General features: G+C 69.8%; 13 protein-coding genes and 1 tRNA gene. 4 read left to right on the top strand and 10 right to left on the bottom strand.

The window, feature by feature from the left end:
- Positions 1-86 precede the first annotated feature (86 nt).
- Positions 87-929 (bottom strand): ParA family protein, encoded by an 843-nt coding sequence (locus tag AC08OU_RS13060; protein ID WP_476604989.1) that lies wholly within the window; start codon positions 927-929, stop codon positions 87-89.
- 198 nt (positions 930-1,127) lie between these two features.
- Between AC08OU_RS13060 and AC08OU_RS13055 the strand changes: the two genes are divergently transcribed.
- Entirely contained in the window at positions 1,128-1,964 is an 837-nt protein-coding gene (locus AC08OU_RS13055) for an oxygenase MpaB family protein (RefSeq protein ID WP_476604988.1), read from the top strand.
- Between the two features lie 29 nt (positions 1,965-1,993).
- Here AC08OU_RS13055 and AC08OU_RS13050 read toward each other — a convergent pair whose 3' ends face one another.
- Positions 1,994-2,638 carry a bifunctional DNA primase/polymerase gene (locus AC08OU_RS13050; RefSeq protein ID WP_476604987.1) on the bottom strand — a complete coding sequence of 215 codons (645 nt, stop codon included), beginning with the start codon at positions 2,636-2,638 and terminating at the stop codon, positions 1,994-1,996.
- 283 nt (positions 2,639-2,921) lie between these two features.
- Between AC08OU_RS13050 and AC08OU_RS13045 the strand changes: the two genes are divergently transcribed.
- The 3 genes from AC08OU_RS13045 (at position 2,922) to AC08OU_RS13035 (ending at position 5,268) form a co-directional block, all read left to right on the top strand.
- On the top strand, positions 2,922-4,478 hold the full coding sequence (locus AC08OU_RS13045; RefSeq protein ID WP_476604986.1) for a hypothetical protein: 1,557 nt from the start codon (positions 2,922-2,924) through the stop codon (positions 4,476-4,478).
- Between the two features lie 83 nt (positions 4,479-4,561).
- Positions 4,562-5,038, top strand: coding sequence for an SLOG cluster 4 domain-containing protein (locus tag AC08OU_RS13040; RefSeq protein WP_476604985.1), 477 nt, complete (start codon positions 4,562-4,564; stop codon positions 5,036-5,038).
- A gap of 157 nt (positions 5,039-5,195) precedes the next feature.
- A tRNA-Leu gene (locus AC08OU_RS13035) sits at positions 5,196-5,268 on the top strand.
- A 453-nt stretch (positions 5,269-5,721) separates the two neighbouring features.
- Here AC08OU_RS13035 and ileS read toward each other — a convergent pair.
- From ileS to AC08OU_RS12995, 8 genes are all read right to left on the bottom strand, one after another.
- A complete protein-coding gene (gene ileS / locus AC08OU_RS13030; RefSeq protein WP_476604984.1) occupies positions 5,722-8,826 on the bottom strand; it encodes an isoleucine--tRNA ligase in 3,105 nt (1,034 codons plus the stop codon).
- Between the two features lie 110 nt (positions 8,827-8,936).
- The gene (locus AC08OU_RS13025) at positions 8,937-9,800 is read right to left on the bottom strand and encodes a 2OG-Fe(II)-dependent halogenase WelO5 family protein (protein WP_476604983.1); all 864 of its coding nucleotides are present in this window, start codon (positions 9,798-9,800) and stop codon (positions 8,937-8,939) included.
- The gene (locus tag AC08OU_RS13020) at positions 9,797-10,870 is read right to left on the bottom strand and encodes a hypothetical protein (RefSeq protein WP_476604990.1); all 1,074 of its coding nucleotides are present in this window, start codon (positions 10,868-10,870) and stop codon (positions 9,797-9,799) included. Before AC08OU_RS13020 ends, AC08OU_RS13025 begins: the two co-directional genes overlap by 4 nt.
- Positions 10,871-10,887: 17 nt before the next feature.
- A complete protein-coding gene (locus AC08OU_RS13015) occupies positions 10,888-11,856 on the bottom strand; it encodes a phytanoyl-CoA dioxygenase family protein (RefSeq protein WP_476604982.1) in 969 nt (322 codons plus the stop codon).
- An 8-nt stretch (positions 11,857-11,864) separates the two neighbouring features.
- On the bottom strand, positions 11,865-12,539 hold the full coding sequence (locus AC08OU_RS13010) for a hypothetical protein (RefSeq protein ID WP_476604981.1): 675 nt from the start codon (positions 12,537-12,539) through the stop codon (positions 11,865-11,867).
- A 761-nt stretch (positions 12,540-13,300) separates the two neighbouring features.
- Complete coding sequence (locus AC08OU_RS13005) at positions 13,301-14,551, bottom strand: ABC transporter permease (protein WP_476604980.1); 1,251 nt, start codon at positions 14,549-14,551, stop codon at positions 13,301-13,303.
- Positions 14,548-15,303, bottom strand: a complete 756-nt coding sequence (locus AC08OU_RS13000; RefSeq protein ID WP_476604979.1) for an ABC transporter ATP-binding protein — start codon at positions 15,301-15,303, stop codon at positions 14,548-14,550. The genes AC08OU_RS13005 and AC08OU_RS13000 overlap by 4 nt, the downstream gene beginning before the upstream one ends.
- A partial coding sequence (locus AC08OU_RS12995; RefSeq protein WP_476604978.1) for a hypothetical protein occupies positions 15,300-16,384 on the bottom strand: 1,085 nt, incomplete at its 5' end. The genes AC08OU_RS12995 and AC08OU_RS13000, both read right to left, overlap by 4 nt.

Raw genomic sequence — 16,384 nt, 5'->3', positions numbered from 1 at the left:
AGCCGGCCCGGAGCAGTCCGCCGGCTGAGTCGTGTGTGGACCCCGAAAACGGGTCCGAACACGACTCAGTCGGCGCTAGGGCCTGGTCAGGACTTGGCGGCCGCCGTCTTGGCCGCGCGCCCCCGCGGCGTCCGCTTCCTCGGCGCCTTCTTCGACGTCGCCCCGGCGGATCCCCACGCCGCCACCAGTTGCCGCGCGGCCTCCCGGTAGGCCTGGGCGCCCGACGACCGGGGCGCGGTCCGGAGCACGGAGCTCCCCATCCCCGCCGCCTCGGCGAACCGCACCGACCGGGGAATCGGCGGCAGCACGGGCAACTCGTAGCGCTCCCCGACGTCGGCCAGCACCGCGCGCCCGTGCGCGGTACGGCGGTCGAACATCGTGGGCAGCAGGCCGCGGACGAGGAGCTGCGGGTTGAGCAGGCGCTGGACGTCGGCGACCGTGTCCAGGAGCTGGCCGACCCCCCGGTGGCTGAGCATCTCGCACTGCACCGGAATGACCACCTCGTCGGCGGCGGCCAGCGCGTTGAGCGTGAGCAGGCCGAGCGACGGGGTGCAGTCGAGCAGGATGACGTCGTACGTCGTCCGGATGGGTGCCAGCGCCTTGCGCAGCACCTGCTCGCGGTCCTCGGCCGGCAGCAGCATGGCCTCGACGCCGGACAGGTCGATCGTCGCAGGGAGGAGGTCGACACCGATCGGCGTGCCCACCACGGCCGAGTCCGCCGCCACGCCGTCGAGCAGCAGGTCGGTGACCGAGAGTTCGACGTTCTCGGGATCGATGCCCAGCGAGAAGGTCAGGCACGCCTGCGCGTCGAGGTCGGCGAGGAGGACGCGCAGGCCCTCGTCCGCGAAGGCGGCACCGAGGGACACGACGGACGTCGTCTTGGCGACCCCGCCCTTTTGATTGGCGACGGCGACGATGCGACCCAACACCGCACCTCCTTCCGAAGCACCGGGCAGGCTTGGCTGAGACTTTATCGCCGGGTGGTCGACCTGCGCCTAGGCGCGATTCCCGCCACTCTCGTATAGCAGCGGTAACAGCGGCGGCAACGGCAATAGGGGTCGCGCACCGGGCGGGTCGCGGCGGTTTGCCGTGGCCGGCCCGGAATCGTAGGCACCGAGGGGGCCCGAGTGGAGCGGACGGCGTCGTCCGAGACGACCGACGCGGGTGTTGGCGGAGACCTGGTGTCCGGGATGCAGGGGGTGTTCGGCCCGCGCAGCGTGACCTGGCGGGTCCACACCGATCCCCTGCTCGGCCTCGCGGCCCTCAGCTCGCTGGCATTGCGTGCGTTGAGCCCGGCCGGATTATCGGGTGTGTACGTGACATCCGTCGACGAGGATCCGTGGGACCGGTTGTCGCGGATGCTCCGGTATATCGGGGTGATGACGTTCGGCTCCACCGTCGAGGCCATCACGGCCGCCGCGCGCGCCCGGGTGCTGGACACGGGAGACGCCGGCGAGGCGGTGCCGCCGGCGTCCCCCGCCCGTCCCGTCCGGAGGGGCGCCCTGGACGGCCTCCTGTGGGCGCACTGCTGCCAGGTGTCGTCGTTCCTGTCCGTGGTCCGGCGCGGCGGCCTGCAGATCACTCCCGAGGAGCAGGACCAGTACGTCCGGGAGCAGGTCCGCACGGGCGCGCTGCTGGGCCTGGACCCCCACGACGTGCCCGCGAACCGCGTCGGTCTGGTTCGGTACCTGCGGCGCGCGCGCCCTCACCTGCGGATGACGGCGGCCGCACGCGGTCTCCTCGACACCGTCACGGCACCGGTGCTGCCTACCCCGATGGCGGCGCTGCACCACCCCTCCCGTCCGGTGTGGGCACCGGTGGCCGGGCTGGCGTTCGCGGCGCTGCCGGGCTGGGCGCGGCGGCTCTACGACCTGCCGCTACGGTCCGGCCCCGCCGCCCTGCCGCCGTCGGCCACCACCGTTGCCCTGCACACCCTGCGCGCCAGCCTCACCGACGGCGCCTGAGCCTCACCGACGGCGCCTGGGGAGGAGGGTCAGGCGATGACCCGCGCCCCGCGTCGCCCGGAGACCGGTGCCGGGCCGTCGAGGATCCGCAGGACGACGTCCCGGTCCGGGAGCGCCCACCCGCTGCCGCGGGGCCTGGCCAGCCACATCGCGGGCTCGCCGCCGGCACCCAGGCTCGGCGGGAGCATGATCCAGGAGCTCCTGCCGTGCACGAGGACGTCGCCGTCGAGCGGTGCGTGCAGTGCCGCGCCGGGAGCGGTCAGCAGGAGCCACCTGGAGCCCGTGGCGATCACGGGTCCGAGGCTGGACCGCGCGTCCAGACGCGTCGCGAGCCGGCGGCCGATGTCGGCGGGGACGTCGACGACGTCGCAGGTCTCCCCCGTCGGCACGAGGACGGCGTACGGCCGCCGCCGCCAGCGGTCCATGGCCGCCTCCGGGTGGCGCAGGGCGTGAGCACCCAGTTCGGCGTCCAGCGCCACTGCCGGGTGGGGGCCGGTTCGCGTGCACGCCAGCTGGTCGCACACGAACCGGCGTTCCGCGCCGGACCACCACGCGCCCGGCACCACCGGCCAGCCCGCGACCGCCGCGTTCACGGCCGTCCGGATCAGTGCGCGCCGATATCGCAGTGCGGCGACACCGCCCTCGGACCGCCGAGGATCCGGCCACCTCGCCATCTCGTCACCCCTTGACCGTGCCGTGGCATGCCACGGGTGTGTGCTCCCACCGAAGTACGGCGAAGTCGGCGCCGCCCAGTGTCACGCGAAACGCCGTTGCGTCGCATCGACGTGACGCTCGCGCCCGCGCCTCATCCGGCGCATCGGTGTCGCTTCTAGTACTCGTTCGACTACCCTAAGTGCTGAAACCGGCCTCGCCCTGGCACGACCCGCACTAACGTGTGGGTCCGTTCGGGCCAGTTCAGACGTGAGATCTCAACTGACTTCTCGGCGAGGCGGGGGCATGTCCAAGCGGTCGACACTCCTACGGGAGCTTCTCCGCCAGCGACATTGGCAGACGTACACCACGTTCTGCCGCCGGTACGACGAGGCGGCACGGCGCACCGACGCGGCACTCGTCGGGCGCTGGCCCAGCCGGGGCCAGTTCGCCCGGTGGCTCGCGGGGGACCTGAAGGGACTGCCGCATCCGGACCACTGCAGGGTCCTGGAGGCGATGTTCCCCGGCCTGTCGGTGCACCAGCTGTTCGGCCGGCCGGGTAGCACTCCCCGGCACGAACGAGACCCCGGGCCGGGGTCGGGGGTGCACCACGTGGCGCCCTCGCCACCCATGCCACCAGTGCCACCCATGCCGTCGGCTGCGGTGCCAGGCCCTTCCGCACCGAGCGACCCGATCAGACCGACCGACCCGATCGCGCCGACGGACCCGACCATCCGGGCGGCCAGCAACCTCGACCACCGGGGGATCGTCGCGGCGACCCCACCCACCCAACGCCCGCCCGGCCCGACCGGCCCGACCGTCATCGCGCGCACGGGTCACGGGCACCTCATTCCCGAGGAGATCGCCATGGCCACCGAGGAATCCGCTCGGTTCGTGCGTGGCCCACGCGGTGGAGTCGACCACGACGTACTCGACCAGCTGTCCGCCGACGTCCGCCAGCTCGCCGTCGACTACCTCACCCGCCCCCCGCTCACCCTGGTCCGTCCCCTGTCGGCACTGCGGCACGAGGTCTTCGAACTGCTGGACCGGCGACAACGGCCCGCGGTCCTGCCTCCCCTCTACGGCGTGGCCGGGCGCCTGTGCGCGCTGCTCGCCCACGCGAGCGCCGACCTCGGGCACGCGTACGCCGCGGAGACCCATACCCGGACCGCATGGTTGTGCGCGGACCTCGCGGACGACGACGCCCTGCGCGCCTACGTGCGCTGGGTCCAGGCCAACATCGCGTTCTGGGACGGCGACTACCGGCGCGCCGCCGAGATCGCGCGCAGCGGCCAGCGCCACGCGACCAAGGGGACGAACCTGCTGCGCCTGGCCAGCCAGGAGGCCCGCGCGTGGGCGGCGTGCGGTGACAGCCGCGAGGTGGAGCGCGCCCTCGCCGTGGCCACCGCCGCCAGGGAGCACGACCTGCCGGACGACCAGCCCGGCGTCTTCCGGTTCGACCCGGGGAAGGCGGCGTACTACGCCAGTGAGGTGCGCCTCGCGCTGGGCGGGGACGACAACGCGCGGCAGGCCGTCACGTGCGCCCAGGAGGCCCTCGAGATCTTCGATCGGGAGCCGGCGGATCAGCGCTCCCCCGAGTTCGTCGCCGCGGCCCGGCTCGACCTGGCCAACGCGCAGTTGGCGCTGGACGACCTGGACGGCGCCGCCGAGCAGTTGCGGACGGTGCTGGAGTTGCCGGTGCAGAGCCGGACACAGCCGATCGTGGGGCGAGTAGCCTCTGCGGGAGCGACCCTGACCGCACCCAGGTTCGCCCGGTCGACGTTGGCGAGCGAACTGGTTGAAGAGATCGCTCTGTTCCGGGCGTATCCCGCCCAGCGCGACCTTCCGGAGGTCCTCGACTGAGTCCCTTCGCCGCCGACGGAGCGACCGGCGACAGCCGGGTCCCGTCCGCTCGCACTCCGGGAGCATCGGCCGGACCGCTGCAAGTGGCGGTGTGCGGGCCAAGGGAATGCACGGAGAGTCAGGCAGCGGACGCGCGACGCATCGGCGAGTTGCTGGCGGGAGCCGGCGTCGTCGTCATCTGTGGCGGCGGCACCGGCGTGATGGCGGCTGTCGCCGAGGGCGCGCGGTCGGCCGGCGGCGTCGTCGTCGGCATCCGTCCCGGGCCCGACCGCACCGGCGCGTCGTCGCACCTGTCGGTCACGCTGGTGACGAACATGGGCGAGGCCCGCAACGCGATCATCGTGTGGAGCGCCGACGCCGTGATCGCCGTCGGTGGGTCGTGGGGGACGCTGAGCGAGGTCGCGCTCGCCCGCAGGCGGGGCGACGTGCCCGTCGTCGTCGTCAACGGCTGGCGCGTCGTCCTTCCCGACGGGAGCCAGGTCCCAGGCGTGGACTACGTGGCCACCCCGGACGAGGCCGTCACCCACGCGCTGGCAGCGGCCCGGGCCGCACGCTCGTGATCGGCACGGCAGGATGCTCCGACGGGCATCGTGAACAGCCCTGATCGGGGGAAACCCCGGCGGCGACGCGCACGGTCGGCCTAGCCTGAGGGACGGACCACGGCACGCGGCGGCCACGGCCCAGGCCACGACTCAGCCACGACTAGCCATGGCCTGAGCCCTCGTAGCCCAACGGAAGAGGCAGGCGCCTTAAAAGCGCTTCAGTGCGGGTTCGAGTCCCGCCGGGGGCACGTCACAGATCCGCACCTCGGGCGCGTGGACGCCCGTGAGTTGGTGCAGGTGCGGAATGCTGGCTGGTTCGATCTCGGCCGTGTAGAGGGCGCTCTTGGTGTGCCGGTCGTAGGTGATCTGGATGCGGAATGCTTCGCATAGTTCGCGAATGGTGTCTTGTGGAAGCCGGTTCAGGTCGAGGCGGGCGATGGGGAGCCGGTCCAGCAGCGCCGTGGCGGCGGTGGGTCCGGGCCGGGGTGGCTGGTGACACCCCACCGATGCTGGGCGCCTTCGCCATCCTCGACTGGCAAGGTTTCGACGTCGGTTCGAGGCTGTCTGCCAGCAGTCTGTCCCGCTTGAGGAGTACACATCAGTTCGCTCCGATGCTGGCCGCTACATGAGGGCACAGTTCGGGGCTCGTCGCCTCGCGACGAAGCCGCCCGAGGCCCGGGATGTGAGGTCAGGACCTGGAGTCAGCCCGCGACATGGCCATCGGCGGGTGTGAGGGTCACGCGGGCGGTCACGCCGTTGAGATCGACCTCGTGCTCCCCCGGGCCGAAATCAATCTTGATCGCGAGGACTTCGTCCGCGATCCAGCTAAGGTGCGGTCGGCTTTCGACTTGGATCACGTCGTCGACGTCCAACGTGACAAGGATGCGGTCGGTGATGTCGAAGCCGAGGGTCTTGCGCAGGTCGTTCAGGCCGCGTACGAGTTCCCGGGCCCTGCCTTCGGCGACCAGTTCCGGCGTGATGTGCAGGTCGAGGGCGACGGCCCATTCGCCGTCCGCGGCCAGCGCGTAGCCTTCGCGGCGAACCGGCCGGAACTCGACATCTGCGGGCTGGAGGTCGACAGCGCCGACGACGACGTGTCCCTCGGCCTGCATCTGCGTCTTGATTGCCGATCCGTCAGCGTCGGCGAGTGCCTGCTTGAGCGCCTGGATACCTCGTCCGACTCGCGGTCCTAGCGCACGGAAGTTGGGGACGCACTGCCAGTCGGTGATGGCGTCGACGGTTTCGGCCCGGTCGGCGGCCTTGACGTTCAGTTCGGCGGCGACCTCGGCCAGCACCTCGTCGTCGATCGCTGCACCTGGGTAGATGAGGAGCGCGCGCTCGAGCGGCTGACGGGTCTTGACGCCCCCGTCGGCCCGGGCCGCACGGCCGAGAGCCACCAGGCGGCGTCCGTGGCTCATCGAGCGGGAGAGATTGCTGTCGTGGCGGCCACGGTCCGTGGGCCAGTCGGCGAGGTGCACCGACGGCTGTCCGGTGAGCTGGACGAACAGTTCGTCGGCGAACATCGGGCAGAACGGCGCCAATAGCGTCGCGGTGGTGGCCAGGCATTCGTGGAGTACCGCGAAGGCGTGATCGTCGCCCTTCCAGAACCGGGGCCGGCAACGGCGCACGTACCAGTTGGACAGGTCATCGACGAACGACAACAGCTGGCGAGCGGCCTCGAACGAGTCGAACCGCTCCAGGGCTTTGGTGACCGTGGCCACGGTGTCGTCCAGCTCGGACAGGACCCAGCGGTCGAGAACGTTCCGGCTCGGTTGCGAGGGCGCGCTGCCGGGCGTCCAGTCCTCGAGATCAGCGTAGGTACGCAGGAATGAGAAGACGTTCCACAGCGTGCCGAGCGTCTCAGCCGAGGACGACCGGATCGCGTCCTCGGAGATGCGTCTCGGATTCCACGGCTGGCCCTGGGAGAAGAAGAACCAACGCAGCGCGTCCGCGCCGTGGACGTCGAAAACGGCGTTGGCGTCGAGGGCGTTGCCTCGTGACTTCGACATCTTCCGGCCCTGCTCATCGACCACCAGGGCGAGACAGACGACATTCCGGTAGGGGGTGGCGCTGAAGGCCAGACCGTTCACCGCGAGCAGCGAGTAGAACCATCCGCGGGTCTGGTCGATGCCTTCGCAGATGAAGTCGGCAGGGAAGGATTCCTGGAACTCGTCCCGACTCTCGAAGGGGTAGTGGAACTGTGCGCTGGGCATGGCGCCGGAGTCGAACCAGGCGTCCAGCACCGGTGGCAGGCGCTTGGCCTGCCCCCCGCAGGCGGGACAGGTGAGATGGACGGCGTCGATGGCTGGGCGGTGCAGGTCTAGATCGGTCAGCTCCTGCCCGGATAGTTCGCGCAGGCGCGCCACCGAGTCGATCCAGGTGTCCTCTGCGCAGTCGGTGCATCTCCACACCGGCAGCGGGGTTCCCCAGTAGCGATCCCGGGACAGGGCCCAGTCGACGTTGTTGGCCAACCAGTTCCCGAACCGACCATCCTTGATCACATTCGGATGCCAGTTGATCTTCTGGTTCTCCTCGACGAGGAGTTCGCGATGCTGTGACGTCTTAACGAACCAGGATTCCTTGGCCCAGTAGATCAGGGGGGTCTGGCAGCGCCAGCAGTGTGGGTAGCTGTGGGTGTGCTGCTCGGCTTCCAGTAGCAGGTCACGCTCCCGCAGGGCCTGAATGATGAGGGGGTCGGCCTCCTTGACGAACAGACCCTTCCAGTGCGGCAGATCAGGACCGAAAGATCCGGTGCTGTCGACCGGATTCAGCAAAGGCAGCCCGACCGTGCGGGCGAGGTCGGCGTCGGAGTCGCCGAAGGCGGGGGCGATGTGCACCAGTCCCGTGCCCTCGCCGGCCTCCACGAACTCTGCCGGGTAGACGCGCCAGGCGAGGTCCATCCCGCGTGCCGGTACGAGGTCTTCGAACGGCCGCCGGTAGCTGGTCCCGACGAGCTGCTGACCACTCAGCCGGGCCGTGGCCTGCTCGCGTATCTCCGGCGACAGCGTGCTCTCCGCGACGATGATGTCGCGCCCGTCGGCCGCGGGAACCCGCACATAGGCGAGGTCGGGGTTGACCGCGACCGCGACGTTCGAGACCAGGGTCCAGGGTGTCGTGGTCCAGACCACCAGATCCGCCCCCGCCAGGGGCCCGTCCTGGTCCATGACCGGAAGCCTGACCTTGACCGCCGGTTCGGTGACGTCCTTGTACACCTCGGGCTGGCCCAGCTCATGCGACGACAGAGCAGTGCCGCACCGTCCGCAGTAGGGAACGACCCGGTGTCCCTCGTACATCAAGCCGCGCTTAGCCAGATCGCTGAGCAGCCACCACACCGATTCGATGTAGTCATTCGACATGGTCCAATAGGCCGACTCCATGTCGATCCAGATGGCGGCGCGACGCGACAACGCCTTCCACTCGCCCACATACCGCTGCACGGACGCCCTGCACCGTTCATTGAACGCGGACACGCCGTACGCTTCGATCTCGCTCTTCGACTTGAGCCCGAGTTCCTTCTCGACCTCGATTTCGACCGGAAGCCCGTGGCAGTCCCACCCGCCCTTGCGTGGCACCTGGAAGCCACGCATGCTGCGGTACCGCATGTAGAGGTCCTTGAAACCTCTCGCCCACACGTGGTGCACGCCCGGCTTGCCGTTGGCCGTCGGCGGACCCTCGTAGAACGTCCACCGCGGACTGCCTGCGCGCAGCGCGTCGACCTGCCGGACGACGTCGATCTCGTTCCACCGAGCGAGGACGCGCTCCTCCAGCTCACTGAGGGCAAACGGGCCGACGGTGGTGGTTGCCATTGCGCCAGATTATCAGCGCGGCGGCACGGGACCGACCGCGCTCTGCGACCACCTGATCGTGGGAACATCGCAGGTCAGGCCATGAATTGGCCCGCGGACCGGGGCCGGATCTACGACCAGCACACCAGATCGCCAGCAGGGGTCACGCCGAGGTGCGCCTGCAGCATGATCCGCCGCCCTGGCCCGGAACAGGCGTCCACCCGGTGGATGTGACGCGCCGGGAACAGCAGCAGGTCTCCCGCCTGTGGCGTCACACTCACGTGGTGGTCGTTCGCCACCGCACGTGGGTCGAGCCCGTAGCCCTGCCGGTACGGCTGGTCCTGCGGCGTGTACTCGCGGTCGTACACGGTCAGCGTCCCGCCTTCTGCCTTCATGTCGAGGAACAGGTTGATGCCGACCTGGTGCACGACACGGCCAACGACGAATCCCGGGGTTTCCTCGCGGGAATCGTCTGAATGCAGTCGGGATCGACCATGGACCTCACGTACGACACCGGCATAGCAACGTCCGTATTCTGGCTCGTCGGCGATGATGGCGGGAGTTCCTGATAGGTGCGTCGCCAACTCCAGAAGGCTGCCCACCACGTCACCCGCCGACGAGAACGCGGCCTTCCGGGTGGACTCCATCTCTGCCGCGAGGGCGAAGTAGTCCGCTGCGCGGCCGTAGGCGGCGTACTCGTACAGGGTGCGCCCGAGCCGGCGGCTGACCGGCGCCTCGGCGGTGTCGGAGCCTTCGCGGTAGTCGGCGGCGACCTGTTCGCGGCTGATCGGATCGCCGCCGCCGAACTCGTCCATCGGGTCATACACCACGAACCGCTCGGGCGTCAGGCCCGCGCGCGCGAGCGCGGCGCGTCTGGCGTCGAGGAACCGTGGCACTCGAAGGATGCCGATGGTGCCGGTCAACAGTCCGTGCCAGTGCTCGGATGTGGGGACACGGGATACGACAGCGTGGAACCCTGGAACCTCGGCGGTCATGACTGCCACGTCGTTCCGGTGCCGAAGCTGCTGCGCATGCTCACGTCGTAGGCGCCTGCCTCGCCGAACATGACCAGGTCGCCCGGGTGGAGGTCGTCGAGTCTGACGGACTTGGCCAGAACGTCGGTCTCCATCGTCGTACGCCCGGTGAGGGCTCCGGTTCCAGGCGGAAGCTGCTGCCAGGCGTCCGCGCGCCAGACATACACAGGTCGCCCGGGCATTGGCCAGGGGAGTTCTGCGACGGACGCGTCCACGCACACCTCGTGCTCGCCGACCCGGGCGACCACTGTGGACACGACACTTCCGAACCCCTGGACCAGCGAAACCCCGGGCTCCAGAATCACGGCCTTGCAGTCCGGGATCCGTTGCCGGACGTACTGCGCCAGTTGGCGTCCCGGCTCTCCCGACAACAAGTCGTCCAGTCCTACGGAGTCGAAGCCGCCACCGAGGTCGAGGCACTCGATCCGCGCCAGAAGCCCCGGGTCCTCGGCGTCCAAAGCCTCAAGCAGATCAGTCACGATGGTCAGCCACGTGGCCGCCGTGGTGGGGAACCCGCTGCGCTTGTGCGTGGCTACCCCGACGGCCACCCCGCTCGCATGGGCGGTGAGCAGATGCTTGGCAATCAGCCTGCGCTGGTCGGCGCCGGAGGTGTCGACGCCGATCCGGGAACCGGCTCCCGGAAAGCGCAGACGCAAGCAGTGGTACGCGTGGCAGCCGCCTGCGCGGGCTCCGGCGTCGAAGCCTTCGAGCGTGTCATCGAGCAGGGCCAGCAATCCCGCCGACACCGTACCGTTCGGCCACGTCTTGCCTTGGCCGCCGAGCACGATCCGGCTTGGGTCGAAACCAGCGGCAAGCGCTGCCTGCACTTCGGCGCCACTGATCGCCTCGGCGCAAAGGCCGGTCTCGCGGAGGCAGCGCAGCACTGCCGGTGTGGGGTTGGTCTTGATGCTGTACGCCAGCGTCAGCCCGCGGTCAGCGGCGGCCTCGGCGCACCGGGCAGCCCGCCGCCGTAGACCTGAGTAGTCGAACAGGGCGGCGGGCGTTGCGCGTACGTCTTCCGGGCTCGGCATCACGCCGGCCGCCATCGTCATGTCTCCGCGCTTGCGTCCGGAGCCAAGGCCCTGAGGTAGTCCTCTGGCAGGTGGTAGAAGCATCCCGGTCGCCACGCCCACCCGCCGAGATCACCGAAGAGGAGCCGCTGGCGACGAGACCCCTCGTCTAGGACCCGGCTCGGTGTCGACTCGTAGTCGTAGGGACGCACGAACGACTTCGCATAGGACAAGATCACGCTGCGCCGGGGCTCGGGCGACTCGTTCGTCGTCACCCCGTGCCACAGCGAGTGCAGGAACACCGCCACGTCACCGGCTCGCACGATTACTTGTCGGCGGATCTCCATCGGGATGTCCTGACCAAGCGGAGCCTCCCCCAACTGGGAACGCATCACGTTCTCCGGGGACCACGGATAGCGCCGCTTGTGAGAACCCGGCACGCACGTGAAGTTCCCCATGCCCGGCTCCGGAAGGTCCGTCAAGAACACTTGGGCCGACACCATCACCGGCGAGGCGTCCATGCTCTCCACGACGTCTGCCATCGCTCCCGCGTCCGTGTGCAGGAACGGTGAGTCAAGACAGCCCGGCGGCAGGACGATCATCTGGGTCTTCGTGACCATTAGATCCGGACCGGCGAAGGCGTGCACGACGTCGTACAGGGGCCGGGAGTCGACCAGAGGCAGCACCCGACCGTCCAGCGCTACGACGTTCCACTTCCGAAAGCCCTGTAGCTCCCGGGGTTCTGTGAAGGCGTCCTGCCAGATGGCAGGGATGGTCGTCGCGGTCTCCTCACCGAGAGAGTAGTTCTGGATCTCGCCTGCCAAGAACCGGGCGTGCCACGCCGCCACCATGTCGTCAAGATTCGCGAGCAATTCCGGCGCCACGGGCTGCCGTAGAATCACTACGCCATCGCGGCGCAGCGACTCCACGGCAGCCCGGACGCCCTGCGGCGTTGCCGTCGTCGCAGCCTCGATCTCGACGACGTCCGCGACAGGAACTTCTGTCATCTGAGCCGTCAGGCTCCGATGCTGTGCCGGACGGGGACTTCGAGAGACCGCCACACGCTGGTTGCCCTCAAAACCACCGAGGATGCTGATGTCCACTCGCATGACTGGTCGCGCACCGACCGGGTGGCCGGTGTGATCAAGACGTCCTCCCGGTCGAAGTGGTACGGGACTACCGTCAATCCGTCGAGTCGTTCACCGCTGACCAGTTCCACCTCGAACACCGCGACCCCGGTAGCCCGCCCCGCGCCCGCAGGTGTCAGGGTCTCCTCGCCCTTGACCCGCGCGACACGCGCGGGAAGCCTCGAGAAGCCGGTCATGTGATTGGTAACCGAGATCGACCCAGGGGCGACCGACAACGTGGTCAGCGCCTCCAGCCGCACGAGCTGCTCGCCGTCCTGGGTCGTGATCCGCACCTCGCGAGCCGGTCGCACGAACATCGACTGCTCGACCGCGTCCCGTAGGCCGACCGGGACCTCGGACACCGCCGTGTAGCCGGACAACGCGAAGTTGCAGATGAACTGGGACAGCGCCGGATCGAACCCCTCCGGCAACGCTGGGGTCGCTGTCAGACGCAGAACGTTCTCGCCGCGATCGAGATCAGCGATCCCCTCGCCGCCGAGGTCGAACCGGTGCGAGTTCACATCGCCCTGCAACTGCCAGGTCACACACGTCTGCTTGGTCACCATGCATCCCCTTACTGGCATCGAATAGATCACAAGACGATAACACTCAATTGGCTCATAATTGCCCAAAACATGACGCATGTACACCAACGCTAACAAAGCACTATTGGGATCGATCGTCACTCCTCGGAGGGTCACCCGAGGCAACTGTCGTGTTGCTGTCCAGGAAACGTCCTGAGATTCGGCGCGCTTGACTCAGCGCTCCGGTTCGCCGTGGCCGCGCGGGTGTCCGCCTCGCGGCCCCAGCGGAGGTGTCTCGGCCAGGAGCGCACACGTGTACGCGGGCCGCTGTCCCTGGCACCGCGCAGCCACCTCGACCCCGACTTCGGCGCCAGGACCCGAACCCCACGAGATCAACTCCTGGCCGCCGCGATCACCCTGCGCTGGTTCACCCAGCGGCGCGACCCCGCCACGATCATGGGCGTCAGCCAACCCGTCCTCGCCCGCGCGATCAAGGAAACCAGCCACGACCTGACCGACCTCTGCCGCCGCATCGCCCCGGCCCCGATCAAAGCCCGCACAACCCAAGCCCTCCTGGCCCTGATCGGCAGAACAACAGACGACGAACCACAGCACAAATTAATCGGCACGCCACCAATTGATCGATACGCCCCAGGCAACGTTCACGCGAGCACGAAGGATTCCGAGACCGCTGCCGACGGCGAGGGCCTGCCGGAGGTGGGGATCCGCCGGCAGGCCCGGGGCCGCGAAGGCCCCAAGACCCTGCCCAGGCCAGGAGAGGTGACCGGGGCAGGGCCGATCTACGTGGAACGCAGTGCCTCCGTGGGGGACAGCCGCGCCGCCCGGACGGCGGGTAGCAGTCCGGCGATCACCCCGATCAGGACCGAGGAACCGATGCCCCCCGTCCAGGCCAGTGGCGGGATGACGATCTGCCACTGCTTGGCCTCGGCGTAGACCACCGTGGCGAGCACGCCCACCACGACCCCCACCACCCCGCCGATCATCGCGAGGATCACGGACTCGGTGAGGAACTGTGCCCCGATCTGTCCGCGCGTGGCGCCCAGGGAGCGCCGCAGGCCGATCTCCGATCGCCGCTCCAACACCGAAATGATCATGATGTTGGCGACCCCCACCGCTCCTACCACCAGGGAGACCACCCCCAGGCCGAGGAACAGGCTGTTGAACGCCCCGCTCGCCGCCGCCCGGGCGGTGAGCGCGTCTGACGGCTGGCTGACGTCGACCTCGTTCGGCGCCTGCGGGTTGGCTGTGCTCGCCAGCACCGAGTGCACGTCGTCCACGTGGTCGGTGTCGGCGCGCACGTAGATCGTGGTGGGCGGCCCAAGGCCGACCCGGCCGGCCCGCACCGAGACGTACTCCAGGTACTTCTCCGCCGCCGGGTACCCAATCAGGGCGCTGGTGTTGACGTTCTGCACCAACCCGGAGGACTGCAGGATCCCGGTGACCACGAACCACTGGCCGCCGAGCCACACCCGCAGCCCCGGCGTCACCCGCTCGATCCCCAGCCGCTGCGCCGCGGTGGAGCCCAGGACGACGACCGGCTGGGTCGCCGTCGCGGAGTTCAGCCAGTTCCCCCGGGCCACCGGTGCGGCGACCACCTCCGGCAGGTTCAGGCTGGCGGCGCGGACCTGCAGCCCGTTTGTGTTGATCGCCGGCACCAGCGAGCTGCGGTAGACGTTCACGTCGTCCACGGTGGCGGTGTGGGCCACCTCCTGGACGTGCGGGATGTTCCCCACCCGGGAGGTGGCCTCGGCAGGTAGCTGGGCGGTCTCGCCGGAGAAGGTGCTCCCGGCCGCCGCGGTGAGCAGGTTCGTGCCCAGCCGGTCGATCTCCGCCAGCAGCCCGGCCTGGGACGACGACGACAGCCCCAGCACGGCGACGATCGCCGCCGCGCCGATCGAGATGCCCAGGGCGGACAAGGCCACCCGCAGCGGGCGGGCGAACAACCCGCTGCCGGCCACCCGGGCCTGGTCCGAGGGCCGCATCCGGGCCGGTACCAGGGACCGCGGGCCGATCGTGGAGGTGTCGCTCATGACGTCCCTCCCGAGTGCCCACCCGGCGTCCCGTCGTAGGTGATCAGGCCGTCCCGGACATGCAACTGCCGGGGCAACTGCTCGGCCAGGTCGTTGTCGTGGGTGATCACCACGATCGTGGCGCCCTCGGCGTTGAGCTCCTTGAGCAGGGCGACGATCGACTGCCCGGTGCGGGAGTCGAGGTTGCCGGTGGGCTCGTCGGCGAGCACGATCGCCGGCCGACCCACCAGCGCCCGGGCGATCGCCACCCGCTGCCGCTCCCCGCCCGACAGCTTCGAGGGACGGAAGGAGAACCGGTGCGCCAGCCCCACCCGCTCCAGCGCCTGCTCCGCCCTCCGCCGCCGCTCCCACAGCGGGACCCCGGCGTAGAGCAACCCGTCGGCGACGTTGTCCAGCACGGTGCTGTACTCCGCGAGGAAGAACTGCTGGAAGACGAAGCCGATGCTGCGGGCCCGCAGCGCCGACAGTTGCCTGTCGCTCAGCCCGGCGAGGTCCACCCCGTCGATCCGGACCCGGCCCGAACTGGGCAGGTCCAGCGACCCCATCACGTGCAGCAGGGTCGACTTCCCCGAACCCGACGGCCCGACGACAGCGACCAGTTCGCCGCGCCGGATGCTGAAGCTCACCCCGCGCAGAGCCGCCACCACGGGCCCTTGCCCGTAGCTCTTGACGACCGACTCCAGTTCGAGCACCACCGGCGCGCCCGGCGGCTCGCGGGTTCCGGTCGGGGCACCTACCTCGGCGACTGTCATGACGACGGCACCACCACTCGGTCGCCCTCGTGTAGGTCGCCGCTCACCTCCACCCGGCCGCTGTCGCTGTCGAACAGGCCCAGCTCGACGGGCACCAGGCTGCGCCTGCCGGCGGCCACCTTCTCCACCGCGAAGCCGCCCGCGCCCTGGCCCAGCAGCGCGGTGACCGGGACCACCAGCACGTCGTCGGCACCCTTGGTGATGATCTCGACCCGGACCGGGGCACGGTCCAGCCGGGCGATCGACGTGCTCGCCTTGAGCGTGACGTACACCGGGACGGTTTCCGAGCCTTCGCCGTTCTCGCCGCCGGTCTCCGCCACGCTGCCGATCCGGGCCACGCCGCCCTCCGCGACAGCGTTGTCCGGCAGCACTACCCGGGCGCGGTCGCCGACGGACACCTGGCTCTGCCGGGCGGCATCCAGATCCACCGTCACCTGCCGGGTGGTCGAGGTGCCGGACGCGAACGGGGTGCCGGGCACCGCCCGTGTACCCAGCTCGACGGCGACCTTGGTGACCCGCAGTTCCTGGTTGGCCACCACGGCGTCGGCCTGCGCCAACCGGCCGGTCTCGTCGGCACCGATCTCGTCCTGGAGCTTCCTCAGCCCGCGCCGGGTCTCGTAGCCGAAGTAGTCCCAGTCGTCGTCGACCCGGGACCGCCGCGCGTAGCCCCAGTCCACCAGGTTGTGGTTGAGCTGCTTGACGTCGCGGCCGCTCATCCCGGTGGACAGGTCACGGTGCAGCGGGGTGGCACCGCACAGCAGCAGCACCGGTTCGTCGTCGACCGAGTAGGCCGAGTGCCCGCAGGCCACCCGGTTCCCGGCCTCGGGCAGCCGGGTGTAGATCCCGGAGGCCCAGTTCACGACCCCGTAGTCCTCGCCGTCGGACCGAGCCAGGTAGCCCAGGGTGCCCTGCTCGGTGACCAGGGTCGAGACGTCACCGCGCTCCACCATGGCGGTGGAGACGCTGTGCGCCGACCCCGCGGCCCGGCCCCCGTCGTCCCAGGGCTTGGTGATCAGGGCCGCGGCCACGCCCACGGTGACCACCGCACCGACCACCGCGGCACGCCGGCTGCCGCTGCCGC

The sequence above is a fragment of the Frankia sp. CcMO1 genome, from assembly GCF_977945845.1.
The sequence above is the reverse complement of the archived record's forward strand: the minus strand, read 5'-3'. Positions and strand labels throughout refer to the sequence as shown.

Coding starts and splice junctions, on each gene's coding strand:
- AC08OU_RS13050 (WP_476604987.1), bottom strand. CDS start 2,638: ATGGCGAGGTGGCCGGATCCTCGGCGGTCCGAGGGCGGTGTCGCCGCA.
- AC08OU_RS13045 (WP_476604986.1), top strand. CDS start 2,922: ATGTCCAAGCGGTCGACACTCCTACGGGAGCTTCTCCGCCAGCGACAT.
- ileS (WP_476604984.1), bottom strand. CDS start 8,826: ATGGCAACCACCACCGTCGGCCCGTTTGCCCTCAGTGAGCTGGAGGAG.
- AC08OU_RS13025 (WP_476604983.1), bottom strand. CDS start 9,800: ATGACCGCCGAGGTTCCAGGGTTCCACGCTGTCGTATCCCGTGTCCCC.
- AC08OU_RS13020 (WP_476604990.1), bottom strand. CDS start 10,870: ATGCCGAGCCCGGAAGACGTACGCGCAACGCCCGCCGCCCTGTTCGAC.
- AC08OU_RS13015 (WP_476604982.1), bottom strand. CDS start 11,856: ATGACAGAAGTTCCTGTCGCGGACGTCGTCGAGATCGAGGCTGCGACG.
- AC08OU_RS13005 (WP_476604980.1), bottom strand. CDS start 14,551: ATGAGCGACACCTCCACGATCGGCCCGCGGTCCCTGGTACCGGCCCGG.
- AC08OU_RS13000 (WP_476604979.1), bottom strand. CDS start 15,303: ATGACAGTCGCCGAGGTAGGTGCCCCGACCGGAACCCGCGAGCCGCCG.